Source organism: Bradyrhizobium sp. URHC0002 (genome assembly GCF_054059515.1).
In genome coordinates, this window is the sequence record NZ_JBSSCF010000001.1 from 71,889 (window position 1) to 90,010 (window position 18,122).

11 protein-coding genes, 1 tRNA gene and 1 pseudogene are annotated in these 18,122 nt (G+C 61.2%); 4 read left to right on the forward strand and 9 right to left on the reverse strand.

The features are described 5' to 3' along the window. Window positions 1–111 precede the first annotated feature (111 nt). On the reverse strand, window positions 112–759 hold the full coding sequence (chpT, locus tag ACVWVY_RS00355; protein WP_456624543.1) for a histidine phosphotransferase ChpT: 648 nt from the start codon (window positions 757–759) through the stop codon (window positions 112–114). 149 nt (window positions 760–908) lie between these two features. On the opposite strand from chpT, the gene cysQ reads away from it, so the two are divergent. Next, complete coding sequence (gene cysQ, locus ACVWVY_RS00360; protein WP_456624544.1) at window positions 909–1,727, forward strand: 3'(2'),5'-bisphosphate nucleotidase CysQ; 819 nt, start codon at window positions 909–911, stop codon at window positions 1,725–1,727. A gap of 36 nt (window positions 1,728–1,763) precedes the next feature. Here the strand turns inward: cysQ and ACVWVY_RS00365 are convergent, their stop codons facing one another. Further along, a complete protein-coding gene (locus ACVWVY_RS00365; RefSeq protein WP_456624545.1) occupies window positions 1,764–2,270 on the reverse strand; it encodes a YHS domain-containing (seleno)protein in 507 nt (168 codons plus the stop codon). 110 nt (window positions 2,271–2,380) lie between these two features. Between ACVWVY_RS00365 and ACVWVY_RS00370 the strand changes: the two genes are divergently transcribed. From ACVWVY_RS00370 to ACVWVY_RS00380, 3 genes are all read left to right on the forward strand, one after another. After that, on the forward strand, window positions 2,381–3,052 hold the full coding sequence (locus ACVWVY_RS00370) for a DUF1134 domain-containing protein (RefSeq protein ID WP_456624546.1): 672 nt from the start codon (window positions 2,381–2,383) through the stop codon (window positions 3,050–3,052). Window positions 3,053–3,176: 124 nt separating this feature from the next. Continuing rightward, entirely contained in the window at window positions 3,177–4,457 is a 1,281-nt protein-coding gene (locus ACVWVY_RS00375) for a hypothetical protein (RefSeq protein ID WP_456624547.1), read from the forward strand. A gap of 116 nt (window positions 4,458–4,573) precedes the next feature. Next, window positions 4,574–4,648 (forward strand) — tRNA-Val (locus ACVWVY_RS00380). A 991-nt stretch (window positions 4,649–5,639) separates the two neighbouring features. Here the strand turns inward: ACVWVY_RS00380 and ACVWVY_RS00385 are convergent. From ACVWVY_RS00385 to ACVWVY_RS00415, 7 genes and pseudogenes are all read right to left on the reverse strand, one after another. After that, window positions 5,640–8,453, reverse strand: a complete 2,814-nt coding sequence (locus ACVWVY_RS00385; protein ID WP_456624548.1) for an Hsp70 family protein — start codon at window positions 8,451–8,453, stop codon at window positions 5,640–5,642. A gap of 28 nt (window positions 8,454–8,481) precedes the next feature. Then, the gene (locus ACVWVY_RS00390) at window positions 8,482–10,314 is read right to left on the reverse strand and encodes an Hsp70 family protein (RefSeq protein ID WP_456624549.1); all 1,833 of its coding nucleotides are present in this window, start codon (window positions 10,312–10,314) and stop codon (window positions 8,482–8,484) included. Between the two features lie 108 nt (window positions 10,315–10,422). Continuing rightward, window positions 10,423–11,034, reverse strand: a complete 612-nt coding sequence (locus ACVWVY_RS00395; RefSeq protein ID WP_456624550.1) for a DUF2760 domain-containing protein — start codon at window positions 11,032–11,034, stop codon at window positions 10,423–10,425. 313 nt (window positions 11,035–11,347) lie between these two features. Then, window positions 11,348–11,782 (reverse strand): hypothetical protein, encoded by a 435-nt coding sequence (locus ACVWVY_RS00400; protein ID WP_456624551.1) that lies wholly within the window; start codon window positions 11,780–11,782, stop codon window positions 11,348–11,350. Window positions 11,783–12,186: 404 nt separating this feature from the next. After that, window positions 12,187–12,755 (reverse strand): annotated as a pseudogene (locus ACVWVY_RS00405) (winged helix-turn-helix domain-containing protein); the annotation flags it as partial. 341 nt (window positions 12,756–13,096) lie between these two features. Next, window positions 13,097–13,798, reverse strand: coding sequence for an endonuclease/exonuclease/phosphatase family protein (locus ACVWVY_RS00410; protein WP_456624552.1), 702 nt, complete (start codon window positions 13,796–13,798; stop codon window positions 13,097–13,099). Beyond that, window positions 13,795–15,702, reverse strand: a complete 1,908-nt coding sequence (locus tag ACVWVY_RS00415; RefSeq protein WP_456624553.1) for a VTT domain-containing protein — start codon at window positions 15,700–15,702, stop codon at window positions 13,795–13,797. Before ACVWVY_RS00415 ends, ACVWVY_RS00410 begins: the two co-directional genes overlap by 4 nt. Window positions 15,703–18,122: the final 2,420 nt, after the last annotated feature.

Here is an 18,122-nt window from a genome sequence, read left to right on the forward strand (position 1 = left end):
TTGGTTGCTCAAATGGAAAAGAACGGGATCAACAAAGAGATAAGACGGCAGAAATGAATTCTGCCGCCTGTTTTCAACGCTTGGTTAACCATGATCGCGCATTGGCGCACTTTAGGCCGCGGTAACGATCACCTTTTCGCCGTCGAGCGCGAGCGTCACGCTGAGCCCGCAGGCCTGCGCCAGCAGCCGCGTATAGTAAGGCTGCACCGCGTGCGCATCGACGGAAGCCGTCGAGTCCGCGCTCAGGAGATCGGCGATGTTCTGCGGCAGGCGGGCGTTCAGGCCGGCCGCGGTCACGCGAAAACTCATCGTCTCGCCATCACCGATCGGATCGATCGTGAACGTACCGCCGCGCGGGATCGTCTGCTGCGCAATGATCAGCATGTTCAACAGCAGCTTGACGCGATTCTTCGGCAGCAACAGCCGCGGCAGGTTCCAGGTGATGGTGATCTTGCCGTCCTCGATGTGACCGCGCGCCATGCTCTGCGCATCGCCGAGATCGATCTGCGCCCCCGCCGATCCCGCAGCTCCAAACGCCAGGCGGCAGAACTGCAATCGTGCCGAAGCGGTCTTGGCGCTCTTGCGGATCAGATCGAGCGCGAACTCGCGGTCTTCGGGCTTCGGGTTGTCGTCAAGCACCTCAAGCCCATTGACGATCGCGCCAACCGGGCTGATGAGATCGTGACAGACTCGCGAACACAACAGCGCCGCGAGTTCGAGGGCATCGGGAGCCGGACCGGGAGACGGAGTGCCAGACATCATGGGTTCCTGGAAAGCCGCCTGGTCGCAAATTGCTGGCGGGCAGTTACGAATCACGCGTGCTTATCGGTTTGATACACTGTGCAGCCCCCTGCTGCCAGCACGGGGCGGCAATGGTAAGGCAGACGAACAGCAAATAGGCTTAAGCCATGAATGAGGCACGTCCACTCGACCGTGATGCCGCCGCGGCGCTGATCGAACCGCTGACCGACATCGTGATTCGGGCGGGTGCGGCCATCCTCGCCGTCAACCGTTCCGCCATGAAGGTCGACGGCAAGACCGACGGCTCGCCGGTAACCGAGGCCGACCTGGCGGCCGATCGAATCATCGCCGAGGGCCTGGCCCAGGTGGCGCCCGACATAGCGGCGCTGTCGGAAGAGCGCGCCAAGCAGGCCACGCTGCCCCATACGGAAAGCTTCTTCCTGATCGACCCGCTGGACGGCACCAAGGAATTCGTCGCCGGCCGCAACGAATTCACCGTCAATCTGGCGCTGGTGACCCAGGGAACACCGCTGCTCGGCATTATCGGCGCGCCCGCGCTCGGGCTGATCTGGCGCGGCATTGTCGGTCGCGGCGCGGAACGGCTGACGCTTGGCCAGGGCAAACCGGTGATCGAGCCGATTCGCAGCCACCTTTGCCCGCCGCGCGGCCAGCCGTGGACGGTCGCGGTCAGCCGCTCGCATGGCGATGCCAGGACCGAAGCCTTCATTGCGGCACGGCCCGGCGCGGTCCGCTGCGAACTCGGCTCGGCCGTAAAATTCGGCCGGGTGGCCGAAGGCGCGGTCGATATCTATCCCCGGCTGTCGCCGACTTCGGAATGGGACGTCGCGGCAGGCCATGCGGTCGTTACGGCCGCCGGCGGCCGGATTACGGATTCAAATGGTGCGGCGCTGGTTTTTGGCTCCGGGCGGAAGGACTTCATCGTTCCGGAATTCATCGCCTGGGGCGATCCGCGCGCGGCATCCTAGCGAAATCCGCAGCCCGGGCTGCGGGCAGCTCGCAATCTACCGCGCCAGCCCTTGCTCCAGCGCCGGCCAGCGCGCGGTGGCGTCTTTCAGGAAACGTGCCGGCTCGGCGGCGAACGCATCGCGGTTTTCCTCGCGGCCGAACAGATAGAGCCGCTGGCCAGCGACCACCCAAAAGCGCGGGTTGCCCGCATAGGTCACCCCTCGTCCCAGGTCGACCGGGTCATAGCCGCCGAACTGGGGCCCGTAGATCTCCGGATGCGCCACGAAAGAGGCGCGGTTGCCCTGGTTGCGGAAACGCCAGACGGCGCCGGATTCGCGGGCTTCGAAGTCGGGCAACCCCAGGGCTGCCATGGATTCCGTGAAATAGGCGACGGGATCGAAGCCCTCGATGGCGAGTCCGGAATATCGGCTCACCACCACCCGCTCGGTGGTCGCGGCCGACGCGGCAGAATCAAGGCTGAGTGCAGCAAAAAAGCTCGCCAATAAGGCAAAAAGGGCTATTCCGGGGCGCGAACCGTATCTTTCCTGCCGTTGTGCCGTCATAGTTGGTGCCGATAACATGCGAGTCGAGGGGACACTGGGCGCAACCTAGAGCCATGCTGTTGGCGTCAGGTTAAGGCGGCGGCCAGAATTTCGATGCCAGGGGTTCTTTCATGACGTTTGCTTCACGCTTTGCCGCGGTGACGTTTGCCGCGCTGATGTGCTGGACCGTACCGGCTTCCGCACAGCAGGTGCAGCCGGCGCCGTTGCCACCGCCGCAGCAGCAATACCAGCAGCCACCGCCGCAGCAGCAATACCAGCAGCCTGCGCCGGTGCCGCCACCGCAACGCCAGCAGGGGCCGGACACGTTCGAACCTGGCGAACTGGTTTCGGCCGGGCATAAATTCTTCGGCAACGTCTCGCGCGGGCTCGCATCCATCATCGAGCGCGCGGTCAGCCAGTGGGGACTTCCCAACGGCTACGTGCTCGGCGAGGAAGGCTCGGGCGCTTTTGTGGCAGGCCTGCGGTATGGCGAAGGCACGCTCTACACCAAGAATGCCGGCGACCTGCGGGTGTACTGGCAGGGACCGTCGGTCGGCTTCGACTGGGGCGGCGATGGCGCGCGCACCATGACGCTGGTCTACAACCTGCCCGCCACCAACGCGATCTATCAGCGCTTCGTCGGCATCGACGGCTCCGCCTATATCGTCGGCGGCTTCGGCATGACCGCGCTGACCGCCAACAACATCGTGCTGGTGCCGATCCGCTCCGGCATCGGCCTGCGGCTCGGCGCCAATGTCGGCTATCTCAAATTTACCCCGCGCGCGACCTGGAACCCGTTCTGAGCCGTTGTCGGATATCCACACGCATCTCGTCCCGCCGATTCAGGTTAACGCGGCAATGGGCTGGCGTAAGCCCAGCCGGGCGTGGCAATGTGATTAACGAATCCTTGTCTGTGTGGAGTAACCCATGATCGAGCCGATCATGTATCTGGCGATCGGTTTTCTGGTCTCCATGCTGTTCGGTCTGATGATCGTGCCGCTGGTGCATAACCGCGCGGTGCGGCTGACGACGCGGCGGCTCGAGGCGGCAACCCCGCTGTCGATGGCCGAGATCCAGGCCGACAAGGACCAGTTGCGCGCGGAATTCGCGATGTCGGCGCGACGGCTCGAAATGAACGTCGAGCAGCTCAAGAACAAGACCACGAGCCAGCTCGCCGAACTCGGCAAGAAGAGCGACGCGATCAACCGCATGAAGATCGAGCTCGGCGAAAAGAACGCCACGATCTTTTCGCTCGAGGCGCGCGAGAAGGCGGTGAAGGAGCAGTTGCGCGCCACCGAAGAGGAATTCGCGGCCAAGACCGAACTGTTGCGCAACGCCGAACAGGCGCTGACCGACAAACGGGGCGAGCTCGCCAGGATCAATGACGAATTGAATGATCGTTCGATGACGGCGGACAGCCGCCAGGTCGAGCTGGTCGCGGTGCGCACGCAGATCGATGAATTGAAGGGCCGCGTCGGCGACGCCGAAAAGGAATTTTCGACGACGCAGGCGCGCCTCGCCCAGGAGCGCGCCGACTCCGAGCGCGCGACGTACGAACTGAGCGAAGCGCGCAGCCGCGTCGAAAATTTGAGCCAGCGCGTCACCGACCTCGACCGGCAATTGATCGTCCAGGTCAAGGAGGCCGAGATGCTCGGCAACCGCGTCAACGATCTCGAAGTGCGGCTGGCGACACAAGGCAAGATCCTGGCCGAACGCGAATACGAAAACAACCAGCTCAGGCAGGTCAACGAAAACACCGAACGCGCCGCGCGCGAACTGCGCGAGGAGATCGCGGCGACGGGCGGCGGCAAATCGCCGGTCGTCGAGAAACTGCGAGCTGAGAAAGCCGCGGTCGAGGAGCAGCTTCGTGTCGCCCGCGACGAGCGCGCAAAACTGCAGCGTGACATCAACGCGATCCAGCAGCAGGCCGAAAGCTCCTGGCAGACCGAGCGGATGGAAAACGCGCTGCTGCGCGAGCGCATCAATGACATCGCCGCCGAGGTCGCCAAACTCGCCATGCAGCTGGAGGGCCCGAATTCGGCGATCGAAGCGATGCTGGCCGCGGAACCGGACGTGCCGAGAACCCCGGCCAAGCCCGCCAATGACATTGCCGGCACCGCCCCCATCTCCGAAGGCGGCGGGACGCTGGCCGAACGCATCCGCGCGCTGCAATCGCACGCTTCGCGGGCCCGCCAGCAAGGGGCGTAATTCGCCTTAGCCAACGCGAAATCGCGAGATTGCGGCCCGACTGATCGCTTGACACCAGGGGCCCCTACTTCGTAAATCGCGGGCTCTGACGGGCTCATTGTTCGCCCAGATTTCCCGGACGCATAGCTCAGCGGGAGAGCGTTCCCTTCACACGGGAGAGGTCCAAGGTTCGATCCCTTGTGCGTCCACCACCAGGCCTTTAAAATCAATGATTTAGAGAATTGTTTCCCCAGATGCGTGCCCCAAAAAAGCTGGGGCACAATAGGGGCACCTCGCTTTGGCAGTTTGACGAAAATCGCTCCGCCATGGCATACCCTCTCGCGTTGCCACCGCGATCCCGACGCCGATCAAGTGACCTAGCTGATCCATTACGATGACATCCGTATCGGCAGCATCGTAAAGCGATAAGGATCAACGGAGCCGAAGAGTTTGATTCTTTCGGCATCGCACCGCGGTTGCTTTCACCGCGTTGCGCACCATGATGAGATCGGCGGTCGAAGGGATCCGCGCACAACGCCATCGATTTGATAGATTCAAATCGGGGACACGCAACCATCTCAAATTGCTATTTCAGGCGGTCGCTTAGCGTTGCCTCCGAAGGCAAAGGTCACACGTTCGAATCGTGTCGGGTGCGCCAACAATCTCAACTATTTAGCAGAGCTACTTGTCCCCTATTAACTAACCGGGGTAACACCCGGGTAGCACGCGAGGCAATTCTCCGCCTGCTAGGATTTTTGGGGCGAATCACTCACCTAAGCTGGACATCGTCTGCGCATTAACGTGACCGCGCAAAGTACATGCGCGGGATGAAGCCGCTTTTGCAACGCGGGCGTCGTCCACACATGACCCTGGCTGTGTAAAAACTCAAAAATCGAAACGCGACGAAGAATGATTCTTCAGTTCGATCTCCAAGTTGAATCCGCTTGCGCGTTGAGCGACTAAAACGGTTTTGGACGAATAACTTCTTCTATCGCGATTGAGCGTCTTCGCGTTTTCACACAGCCAAGACCCGAAGCCGAACCATCGCAACAAACACGGGATGTCCGATATGCGGCGCGTCAAACTAGTAGAAACATTAAATTACGTTAAACCGCTGCGACGGCGACAGTGCTTGCGACTTCATCACGCTTCGCGGCGGCGCGGCGGCGGCATGGTTGCTAGCGGCGCGGGCCTCGCGCATGTCTATTCGATCAGGATCAGACCGGGAGGGAGTGACTCGTCGTATAGACTGGCCCGGTCGGATCGTCCGATCGGAACGAACCCTTTGATTTTTGCGGTCTGCAGCGCAGGGACGCCGGATTTCTCCAGCTTGCTGGCAATCAGGCCGCGCAAAGGCATGGGTAGATCCAGGCTCCGATCGTCGACGACGCGCGCGGCCCGGAGGAACAGAATCTGAAGGTCGAGCAGCTCCGGCGTAGTCCAATCGAAGCGTTGAAAAGCTTGATACGCGTGCTCGACGAGATCGGGCGAGACGACAGTCTCCGGCCCGGCGTAGAGCGGAGTTCGGTTGAGCAGGAGCCCGAGCGCCGCAAGATAAGGAGCGCAGTGCCGCTTGTCCCGTGCAAGCGTCACCGCCATGTCGCAGAAGCAACGCACCAGTTCCGCCTTGGTGTCGTGGTGGATCAGTTCCAGGGATCCCGCCAGGCGCACGAGTTCGTCCGGCGCCCTGCCGCTGCGGATCCTGTCGATCTCTCCGGCCATAAGCCTGGTCTGGCGTTCGCGCGTGAGCCCGCCCGCCACCCGGCGCCAGAGGATGTATTCCTGACTCTTGATGCGCCGACCCGGAAAACACGGGCCATCATCGTGTACCCGCCACAGGGCATCGATACGAAGGTCGTCCCGGACAACGCCGAAGCCCGGGCGCAGCAGGAATCCAGCCATGATGAGCCATGCCTCTTCGTGGTCCGCCGAACGTCGTCTGTCGTCCCGCCGCTCCTCGAGCGCAGGCCAAAGGGCGCGCAGCAGGGGCCCGTTCCATTCACTTCTGGGGGACGCGAGGATGTGCTCCATACCCTTGAGGATCTTGGCAGCAGTAATCTTGTTCTTTTTGCTGTTATTGGCAGGCTGGGTGAACACGATCCCGATCTGCCTGCGTGCCGTTTCCAGCGCGTCCGCTGAAGCGTTCGGTTCAATCGGAGCGTTTGCCTCCCGCGCCTGCCCCGCACCGGACGCGCCCGCGACGCCTTGGACGTGCTCGCGCATGTTGAATTCCAGCGGCCAGGACTGCTGGACGGCGGGATCGGCGCTGACGCACGAGATGTGGAGCAGCCCCAGTGCGTTCATCCGCGCCGTCAGACCGACGGGCAACATCCCGCCCGCTTCCGGGCCGGCTAGCTCAGCCGTCCTGACGATGGTCTGGAGCGGGGGCAACGGGTGAAATTCGCCTTCGGACCATGAAACGATGTCTCCGGCCCGGCTGACGCTCTTCCGGGTTGAGGAATAAGCCTGGAAGCGCACCAGCTGATCGGTGCGGAGCTTAAGCCCAAGATCAGCGATCTCAAAAAGCTGTGACGGCCCTGCACCCTGAGGAAGAACGCATACTAGGGGTGGACGCACTGTGTGGCGATCCGTTGCCTGTATCCCCTCCACTTCGAGAAAGATCGCAGCGGCAGCCCCAGCGGCGATGCGACCCGAACGGTGGTGGAGGAGAGCACCAAATCGCGCGGCTCCGCGCGCCACCGCCAGATCCGGCTCCTCGTTCTCCAGAACCTGCGGTACGAAGCCGTCCTGCCAGCCTCCGATCTGCTCGCGGAGTCTTTGCCGCAGGAGCGGCGGTCGGACGGATCCGCCGTTGAACAGGACGGCATCAATGCGCGGGCGATCGTTGAGGAATTCGGCAAGATGTCGGGTTATCGCGCTGTCGGAAGGATAAGGAAGACCCCATTCCCTCAATGCCGCGTGCGTCCGGTAAGGCCGCGCCGCCGCGTCGCAGAAGGGAAAAAATCCGTCCAGCAAGAGGCTCTCGATTTCCGCCCGCATCACCGTCGCCGTCTGCGAGCCGCCGACCATCCCCGACCCGCGACCGGCCAGTGCGACAACGAACCGCTCATCCGGTGGCCCTGTAGCGGCCAGCGCGTGCTCTTTCAGATGACGGCAGGCGGCGACGAGCTGATCCCATTGCGGGCCGGAAAGCCGGCCGCCCGCCCCGGCAAGCTGCGGCTCTAGGAATTGGGCGACGGCAAGGTCGATATTGTCGCCGCCGAGCAGCGTATGCTCGCTCACCGCGACACGCTTGATGTCAGGGTCCGGCGTTTGCGCGTTCAGGCGAACTTCAAAAATGCTGAAATCCGAGGTGCCGCCGCCGATATCGATGACCAGCACGTGTCGCAGCCCGGCATCGCCGTTGTCGGGCCGCTGCCATAATTCGCGCGCTGGGTCGTGGCTTTCCAGCCAGCAATAAAACGCAGCCTGCGGCTCTTCGAGCAATCGCACATCGCCGGGGAAGCCCGCTTCCTCGGCGGCGGTAATCGTCAGCCGCTGCGCCGCCGCATCGAAGGAAGCCGGGACGGTAACCGTGATGTCCTGATCATCGAACGCAAACCCGGCCTGGGCAAACCGGCTGTTCCAGGTCCCCCGCAGATAGTTCAGAATCAGTGCCGACGCGCGTACCGGTGAGATTTTCTGCTCACGTGCCAGAACCTTTGATCCCCATGGCAGAAAGGGTGCCGACCGGTCGGCGGCGTGATGACATAGCCACGACTTCGCGGAGTGGACGACCCGTCCGGGCGCTTCGCTTGCCTTCATGCGCGCAAAAACGCCGACGATCCATTGCCCGGCCCCGACCTCCTCACCGCGCAAGTATGCTGCGACCGCTTCCTCTGGCAGGTACAGGAAACAAGGTAGCGTTTGCTTCTCGGTCAGACGCGCCAGGCCCTCCCATTGCGGGACGAGAAGGACCTCTGGCGTTCCCTCGCCAACCAGTGGCGCAAATGCGAGTGCGGAATTGGTCGTGCCGAGATCAATACCAATGGCGAAGCGGGCGCGGTCTTTCGTCAAGAATTACCTCCAGAGGGCGGCCCGGCCCCTATTCCGTGCGGACCTGGAACTCAACTTTCCATCGGCGATCGGAGTTCGTGTGCCTCATCCAAAGCTCAAGGATGCCAAGTTCGGTGACGACGGGGCTGACGAGGACCGGCACCGCCTGCCCCACCGGGACGTCCTGTGCCGGGATCGCGACTTCAAGCAGGCCAGCGTCGTCAAGCTCACGCTCTGCGTCGGGAAGTATCTGTCCCGGCGTATCGCCGCTTCGTACCGAGGAAGAGAAAAACCGAAACTCGGCCGTGCGGCCGGTGACTAGGCCGAACTCGCGTCCTTCGATCAGCAGTTCCGTGCCTTCCTGCATCCCCTGCGGAACAACGCACAATGCCTTCAGCGGCGGCTTGTAGCCTGGAATGGAGGGCATCGACGTTTCCAGGCCGATGTAATAGGAGCGCGCCGCGCCGGCCTTGATGCGCATGCCTTTGCCAGTGGCGCGGAGACGTCCGTAGATCGCGCCGCCGCGTGCGACGGCGAGGTCTGGCTCAAAGCCCTGCAATTCGCGGACTGGCTGGCCCCCATTCCAGGACGCCAGCAGATCAAGCACCCGGGCCCGGATTGGCGCGGCCTTGAAAACGCCCCCATTGAACAAGACCGCGGTCGGCATCAGAATCTGCGTGCCTGCCGATGCTCCCACCAGAGCGGCAAGCTTTTCGCTTGACTTCACGTTCTGCAGGCTCTGAGCGAGAAACCGCGCGATATGCTTGCTGACGACCGGATCGGAAGCATAGGGAAGACCGAATTCCTGCAGCCCTCCCGTACGGCTCTCGTGCGGCAGGTCGTCAACGCTGGTTCTGGCGAAAAAACCGTCGACAACAACTTGCTCCAGCGTCTCGCGATCGAGAGCCGTTGAGACAGTTTTGGCAAACAGGCTGGAGCCGCGCGAGGGGACCGCGATTGGCGCCTGCGCCAGCCGGCCATCGTCAAACAGGCCGATCTTGGCTTTGGAGGCGGCATGCACGAGCGCCAGGAACTGCCAGGAGTCCAGCCGTTTGCCCGCGGCCTCGAGCTTTGCGTTCAGCGCATATGCGAGCGCCAAATCCATATTGTCGCCCCCCAGCAGAATGTGCTCGCCGACGCTGACGCGCTCCAGTTCCAGGCGGCCTTCGGCATCTGTGACCGCGATCAAGCTGAAATCGGCTGTCCCGCCACCGACATCGCAGACCAGCACGATGTCGCCATCAGCAATCAGGTTTCGCCATTCTGTGCGCGTCTGCGCCATCCAGGCGTAGAATGCAGCCTGCGGCTCCTCCAGCAATGTGACGTCCCCAAGACCCGCCGCCTTGGCGGCCTCGGCGGTGAGGCTTCTTGCGACCTCATCGAACGAGGCAGGAACGGTTACAACGATCTCGCCTTCCGAGAGGTCACAATCCCTCCCTTGCGCGCGTTCGGAGTGCAGGAATGCGTCCCTGAGATGTTGGATGTAAAGGCGTGAGCATTCGAACGGCGAGAGCTTCTCTTCCGCGATGTCGGATCCCCAGGGCAGGATCCGCTGCTTCGGGTCGACATGGGGGTTGGACAGCCAGGATTTGGCGGAGGTCGCGACGCGATCAGGCACGAGTGCCCCCCGCTCGCGCGCGAACTGGCCAATGATCGTGCGCTCCCCGGCATCGCTCCAGGGCAGAGGAAACGAACTCTCTGGGAACTCATCAGAGTGCGGGATGTAAACGGCGGACGGCAGTGTCGGCATTTCGCCGATTTGACTTAGTTCCAGGTTCTGCGCGATCTCGATAATCCTGGTCTCACCACTCTCGAGGTCGGCGATCGCGATTGCGCTGTTGCTAGTGCCGAGGTCGATAGCAAGACTGAAACGAGCGCTCATGGGGAGGTTGTCCTGGTTGTCGTGCTGACAATTCGCGTTTGCGTCAATAAGCGCGCGTGGTGGAAAGCACCGGTTTTACATTCCGGGAGCCGGCCGACGCGAGCCCGCTTATCTCAGTTCCACTTCCGCCGGAGCGATTGCTGGAAGTCGATGGGTCGAGCTCCGAAAAACCCGTGGCAGGTTCACCGCATCCGTTTTCCAGCCGTGATGGACAAGCACCCCCGAGAACGGGGCCTGGCCGCTGATCTTGCCCACCAGTCGGTACTCATCCGGCGAATAGCCAGCGACGACCTGCACCAACGATCCCTCGCTCTCTGCGCGCACGGGGGAGATCCGGAAGTACTCCAGCAGGACGGTCTTGCATCCGGCATGGACCACGCGAGCGGCGGCTCCGACCTGTGCGTCGTTATGCGCGTTGATGTCGTCCATCAGAAAATCGACTAGCCGGCCCCTTGCCTGCAGCATCGCCAAAAAACTGACAATCTCGGCGTCTGCCTGGTTTGCGCGAGCCGTAACAGGCATCGGTCGGGCCGCCTCAGCGCCAGCACTTCGGTTATCCCGTGACGGGCCGCGCCCGACCAGGATCGCTATCAACGCGATAAGGCTCAGCGCCACCGCCCCACCCGATAGATACATTTGGAATGCCCTCGCTGCCGGCAGCAATTCCAGTGCGTTCACCACGACCAAGAGCAGGACCGCTATGATCGCGATCGCTTTCATCCCATGCATGTTCAGCCGCAGCTCCCTTTTGACACGCGTCAGGCTTGATTGACGCACGAAGATTATAGGATATCGACGATTGTGGAAACCTAATCGGTCTGCCGCGCTCGCGGCGATTTATTAGAGCGGTGAGCGCCGGTTCGAATGAACGTTTCTGCTCCTAGCGAGCGAACTACGAAATGTTCTAAAGTTAAGCGACGACAAGCGCGTTGCTGAATTGGCCGTTGTTGGCCCAAATGCGAAGTCGCACGATGTCTGCTATTTGGCAGCTATCGAGGGAAAAGCGGAAGTCGCATACAATCTGCCGGCGGTGTTACTGCGTCAAGAATCTATATGCGACAATCAGAGCGCCTATGCTCGCGAAAATCAGCAGCGCCGAGAGGGATTTTCGGATCATTGGGGTGGTCGATTGGCGCGCAGCCGATAGAGCGGGCTGAGGTTTAGGCCCTCTCTGGAACCGCACAACTTTATCCTGTGTCGTCGGTGTGCGAGCCTTTGGTTCGGGTGCCGCGCCCACGCCACCCATCTCGCTGTAATAAGCGCTGTAGACCTCACGAACCGCCAGGGCCGTGGAATCAGCCTCGCTCATCGTCTCGAGTCGAGTTCGATAGTTAGTCAGAAAGCTCTGTGCGTTTGACGGAAGGTCATCGAAACCACCGAGCTTGGCCATCATGAGCCAAGTGGCAAAATCCGCCTCGGCCGTGGTGTAAGCTTTCTTAGCGATAATGGTGTTTGAGCTGGAGGACATGGTGTTCCGATTGGTTCGCCGGCCCAAACTCGCCGGCGTTCATGGCGATCGTTGGACAGTTCGCTTACGGCAGGCGAAGATTTGCCGCCGCCAATCCTGGCTAAGACTAAAGTAAAGGAGCTTGCGGATTGCGCACCGCGGAATCCAACCAGAAACTGCTGGCGATGCAACGCGAGGTCGACGCCATCATAAGTGAAACGCTCGAATCACGATGACGGCGCCATCGAGGAAGAGGAACCCCACTGTGAGACGAAACGTTACCTGCTCCACGGCCCATCGATGATCAAAACCGAGCCCCTTTTCCAATGTCCGTCAATGATGGGGATCGTTCACGCCAGGCTCGATAGGTAAAAAAAACAGAGCGTGAAGAGGCCGCCAGCAAAAGGCGGCCTCTGGCTCAGGCAACGCTCGGCCCAAAGATGCTGGCCGCTATTAGCATCGATCAACTGCACGTTCATCCGAAGCCGCTTGCCGCTGCGTTGCACTGAACCTTCCAGCACGTAGCGAACGCTTAATTCGCGGCCGACTTGCCGTACATCGACTGCTCTACCCTTGTATGAGACGGCGCTGTTCCGTGCGATTACAAATGAACCAGCGATGCTGACAAGTCTGTGGTCAAACTCTCGGTTACGCCATCCACGAAATAGTCCTGCTCACGATCACCGCTCAGGTTCGCGAAGGGTAGCACGACGATGGATAGGCGCGGCGGCGTGTCGCCGGTTCGCTCGACTGGGCCAACTATCTCATTTGGGAGCCTCCGGGCTTCCTGCACGGCACCAACGAAGCGGAAACCTTTGCGCGGCAATGTTTTGATTAAGTGCTGTTTCTCACCCGTGTCGCCGATTGCACTCCGGGCAGCATTCAGGCGAGTCGTCAGCGCAGCATCCGAGACGATGCGACCCTTCCAAACGGCGTTGATGAGGTCGTCCTTGCTGACGACGCGCTCTCTGTTTCGGATCAGGTATTCAAGCAGCCTCTCACCGACTTCCTTGGAAGGGTGTTTTTACACGGCCAAGACCCAACTCGGACCTCATGTGGGGCTCCGCGAACGCGCTCAACGACGGTCCCAGCCATATGCTGGCCTGCCGGTCGCATCCACTTACCGAATTTGCAGAGTCGCTGCATCGTGTTTTGTTAGATTGAGGATGCAGCGCTTCAGAAATTGGCGTGCCAAAGCGCTTCGGTCGGCTAAATCGGTCCATTCCCGACGTGGATTTCAGGCTTCCTGAGGATACCTAGCGCGTCGACGCTCCGAATCGTGGGCGTTGCGCTGCAGTTCACAATGTCGAAAGCTCTTGGTTTAACACCTCGGGACTACCGGTCTCCGTCCCGCACATTCTCAAAGGCGATATCCGCCACCACCGGCAGATGATCTGAGTACGACCTCGCCTCATGGTCGGCCCATGCCTTGAGGATCTTTCCGCCCGGCGTGGTGTAGATGCGGTCGAGCCGCAGAACGGGAAACCGGGACGGAAACGTGCGCAATCGCGTTCGCACCGGGCAGTGCGACGCCAGCGCACGGCGGACCGACTTAACCCAAAACCAGTCGTTGAAGTCCCCAAGCACGATACTTCTGGGTTTATCGATCAGGTCGACGAGCGCCCGCGCCTGTGCGTAGCGCTCGTGGATACTCAGGCCCAAATGGGTTGCGATTACAGTCACCTCGCCGATCGGAAGGCGGACGCGGGCGGAGATAGCCCGGCGAGGCTCGCGCTCCTGGTAGGAAACGTCGGTTATCTTCGGTTCAGCCGCGAACGGCCAGCGGCTCAGCAACACCTGTCCGTAGTGGCCATCCTCGGCAATGATCGAGCGGGCTTCCACGCGGTGTTCGCCGACGCTGTCGGCAAGCTTGCCGAACACGTCGTCGCTGCGCCCACGCGAATCGACCTCCTGCAGAGCGACAATATCGGGCGCCCATTTTTCGATGATCGCGCAGACGCCGTCGAGGTCGAAATGCGGATTGAGATTGAACGTGCCGTGCACGTTCCATGTAATGATGCGGATGGTATCGCTCACGAGCGGCGCCGACTCCACCACGTCACCACGAACTGAACCGCGAGACAGACCGAGATCCAAAGCACGATCGTCAGCCCAAGCAACAGCGCGTTCGACCATGAGGCATTCTTTGCAAAATCCGCGATCTGCGAGCCGAGCGCGGCCATCGTGATGATACCCGGCGCCATGCCGAGAATAGTGCCGATCAGGAAATCTCTCAATCGCAACTGGCTCGCGCCGGCAAGCAGGTTGACGAGCGAAAATGGTGCGATCGGAACCATCCGGATCATCGCCACCGCGACCATGCCCTGTCCGATGATGTGGCGCTGAACGCGTAAGGCGCGCCTACCGAGCAGCGATTGCAGCCGCTTGTGGCCGAGAAAACGGCCGATCATGAACAGCAGCAGCGAACTCAAGAGCACGCCGGCGGTCGCGCTCAAGCCACCGATCCATGGGCCCAATGCGGCAGCCGTCGCGGCGATCAGCACAATGACCGGGAATGCAACCAGCCCGCCCAACGCGAACGCGGCCACCGCGAATAGCGGCGCGAACGCCGATTGCGCATGCCTCGAGATGACTGACGCTACATAGCCGATGTCGGCGTAGTCGCTGAGTCGCGTATATTGCCATGCCAACGCCAGCCCCATGAGCGAGGCCATGGTTCCGGCCACCGCCAACACGGTCCGCACGGTCCACATACGGCGCGCGGTGTTTTCAAGATTGAGCGGCCGCTTCGGATCCGCGATCGGCTGGATGATGTCGGTCACCGCGCGCAGCGGCGCACCGTCCGGATCGATCGGTTGCAGCGTCCTACGTGCGTCGCTTCCCGCATGTCGGTCGATAAATCCAAGCAGATCATCTTCCTTGTCAGCGATGGCATCTTCGCCGAGCCCACAAAAATGTCCGATCAGCCGGCGCCGCAGGCTACGGATGAAATCCCGGTGATCTTCGGAGGCCGCCTCGAACGCGAGATCGCATTCGGTGTCCGCGCCCATCGACCGGTTATTGATATTGGCCGAGCCAATCCGGAGAAAGCCATCGTCTACGATCATGACTTTACTGTGCACCATCACTGCCGATGATGACTTCCCGTCACTTGATCGTGGGCAGACGATGCGCAGCCGGTTGGCGACCCCTGCCGAAACGAACGGGCTGATGAAGCCGCCGCGGCCGCCCTGCATGGCCTGCGATTCCAGCCATGATGAATGCGCCGTCGGCGTAACGATCAGGACCTGCAGCGACGGCGCGTCGACCAACCGCTGCGCCAGTGCCTGCGCAATCTCGGGCGCGCTGGTGAATTGGTTCTCGATATAGATAAGACGGCGGGCCGTATTGATCGAGGCCTCGAACAGCCTGGCGACTTCGTCAACTCCGCTGCTCACAATGGTCTTCACCTCGGTCCTCGCGATCCCAGCCGGTATCAGCCTCGCCCCTGCTGGCACCGATGCGGGCCAGCGATCGCCCTCGACGGGCTCGCAAGGTTCCTGCGGGCAACCGGCAGCCGCCCATCGCGCCGTCACGATCTGGCCGAGCGCAACCGCAGCCTCGCCATCCACCAAGCACTGGACATCGTGAAATGGCGGATAGGGCCTGCCGTGCGGGTCCCGGCGCAGCGGGTGGTCGGCGAGATGCTCGCTGGTGTCCCAGCGCCGGATCGTCAGATCCAGCCCGCCCGAAAACGCAACCGCGTTATCGATTACGACGATCTTCTGATGCTGCGCAGATCCCAGCGGAAGGCTGGAATCCAGACAGAAGTGAATCCGCCCCCGGCCGGCCGCCGTGAACTTGCCGGCGGAGTTCCATTCCCGCTCCGCGGCATACAACGCCGCAAAATTCCAGATCAGGATGTTGACCTGAAGCGCGGGCTTGAGCTCAAGGAGTGCCGTGAAGAACGGACCTAGCGCGATCGGCAATCCGTCGTCCACGCGACCGGATGGTCCGACCAACGCTGTTTCACTGTGAATATCCCACCCGATGATGTGCACCTGTCGCTCGGCAAGCAGCAGTGCGGCCCTCAGCGCCGCGAAGTATTCGGCGGCGTCATTGAGAACGGCGACCCTGGAGGCTTCGCAGCGCCTCCAGACGGTCTGACCGGGAATCAGGATGGATGAACTCTGGAGCAGTGGTCACCTCGGCCAATTGGGTCAAATACTGTTAGTGTCCGGCAACAGCCAACACCCGGTCAAACGCCCCTGTACTTGGTCGGTTCCCGCGAGATAGCTCTGCTCGGGCTTTCTGCCCATTGACCAGCGTCACGTGTCCGCCTACGGGCATCCACGCGGTCATACGCGAAGCCGAGCACTATACGGTGCCAGAGCGAATGCTCACAGTAGGGCTAGACGGCTCGGTGGAGTACGAGGCGAGCTATGCAGAGGTGCGGCAGTTTTGTCCCGGTGGTGGAGGACACGCTCGGAAAGGGGCGGACGCATCTCCCGCCATTCTGCAACGGAGCAAACCGGTATTGGATGTGCTCCCAAACGGCTCGAGTCCATCTAATCCGCTTGCAGCCCTATCGGGCCGCAGTTTCTACATTGGTGGGGATACGAACGTAGATGCTAGCCATGTCCGTTCGTGGCACTTTTGAGACATGCCGACCGGCCCTGACGATGTCCGTTTCCAGGGGAGGACTGGTAGTAGTCGACCGAAATCCAATCTCCCTGCCCGGCGGGCAATCAGCTCGCCATCCTGGAAGACGCCGCGCGGTTAATCCAAAGGCTACCGAAGGCCGAACAGCGCAGACCATTCGTCGGCTTCGGCATTAACCATTCCTTAACGATTTTGCGCAGCAAGGTTGCAGCTCTGTTCTCGCACTCCTATCGTCCGCCATGGGGAATTGCGGCGCTTTTGCCGGATGACCGAGGTAGTCGCGGCAGCGGGTGTCATTTTCAGCATCAGCATCTTCGTTGTTCATGCTTTCGACGCGTATCGGACGCGCTGATGGGTATTTTTATGGGCCGTACCGTACCGAGTGCCGGTCCCAGCAACGTTTGGCTGGCGGATTTGATTGAAGCGGCGGAAGTGTTGGCCGCTTCCGCTGAATCATGTGACCCTGCCATAGTGAGGGCATTCAGCCATCGTTTGGAGATGCCGGGACTGCGCTTACTGCCGTCAGCAGTGCCCTTCATTGGCTCGTCGCCCAAGTTACGATGAACCACCCGGCAGCACCGTTTCGATTCGCATTTTCCATGCCCTCGCCCAAGGGACCGCTGGAGTTTCGCAAGACTCGTGTAGATCTGCCAAAGAAGAAGTAATCTGATGGAAGGAAAAATATTCAACAGCGACGGACAGTACGTCGCCGACATCAGGGCAAACGCAATTTATGACCTAGCCGGCAAAAGGCTGTACCACCTCCGAGGCCAGAAGATTTACAAGCCCACGGGCGAACTCGTAGGTCACCTAAACTCGGTAGGTGGGGACAGACGGTTGGATAAATCGACCGACAGATTGTTCTGGAAAGTATAGATTCGCCGGCTTGCGAGCTTGGGCTGAAGGCGAAGGGGAAATAGAAGGATTGCGATGATTCGGAAGGGCTGGTCCTATAAGGAAGATCGTCGCCTATCGGAGCTAGCCGAATCTGGAAAGACCCTTGAGCAGATTGCGAAGGCTATGGATCGGACACTTGATGGCATACGGAACAGGTCGATACGACTCGGCGTCTCGATTAAATCAAAAGCAGCTACAAGGAAGATCAGAAGTTGAGGCTCACTAGCGCCGACCGATGAAATACGCGACCAACCACCCCTACTCCGATCCGAACAGGCTGCGCGCCGCCTCATGGAGTACGCTTAGGCCTTCGAACCCATCCAGGAGGGCCAGATCTATATCGAGAAGATCAACGGCCCGTTTCTGTTCGGCGACAAGGGCACGCCGGCGGAATACAGCGCCGGGCTCGAGCTGGCGATCAAGCCCGGATGGCTCACACTGCACGAGTCCGGAACATATGCTAAGTTCACCCAGTCCGGGGCTGAACTGTTCGCCTGATGGCAAGGTGGCGTCGCGCGTTATACTTCTCATCTAGCGCACGGAATACGGGAGCATTAATCTAGTCCTCTTTCCGGAGATGCATCGGATGAGGGGATTTCTAATCGCTGCGGGCTTCCTTGGCACCCTCTACCTCGCCGACCAGCAATACGCCCAAGGCAAATACACCAGCGCGGTTGGATGCGTGGTGACTCAGATGCGGCATTCGTTTGGAGTTTGAGGGCCGCCTCAGTTGGCCGCCTAGAGCCGAAATTCACCTGTCAGGTTGCGGCCACCGCGGCGCCGATGTCCGGCCGCTCTTCGAGCTACAGACCGTCCGGATGCCGACCCTGAGCGGTGCAGCGTTGAGTTAGATCAATAACCC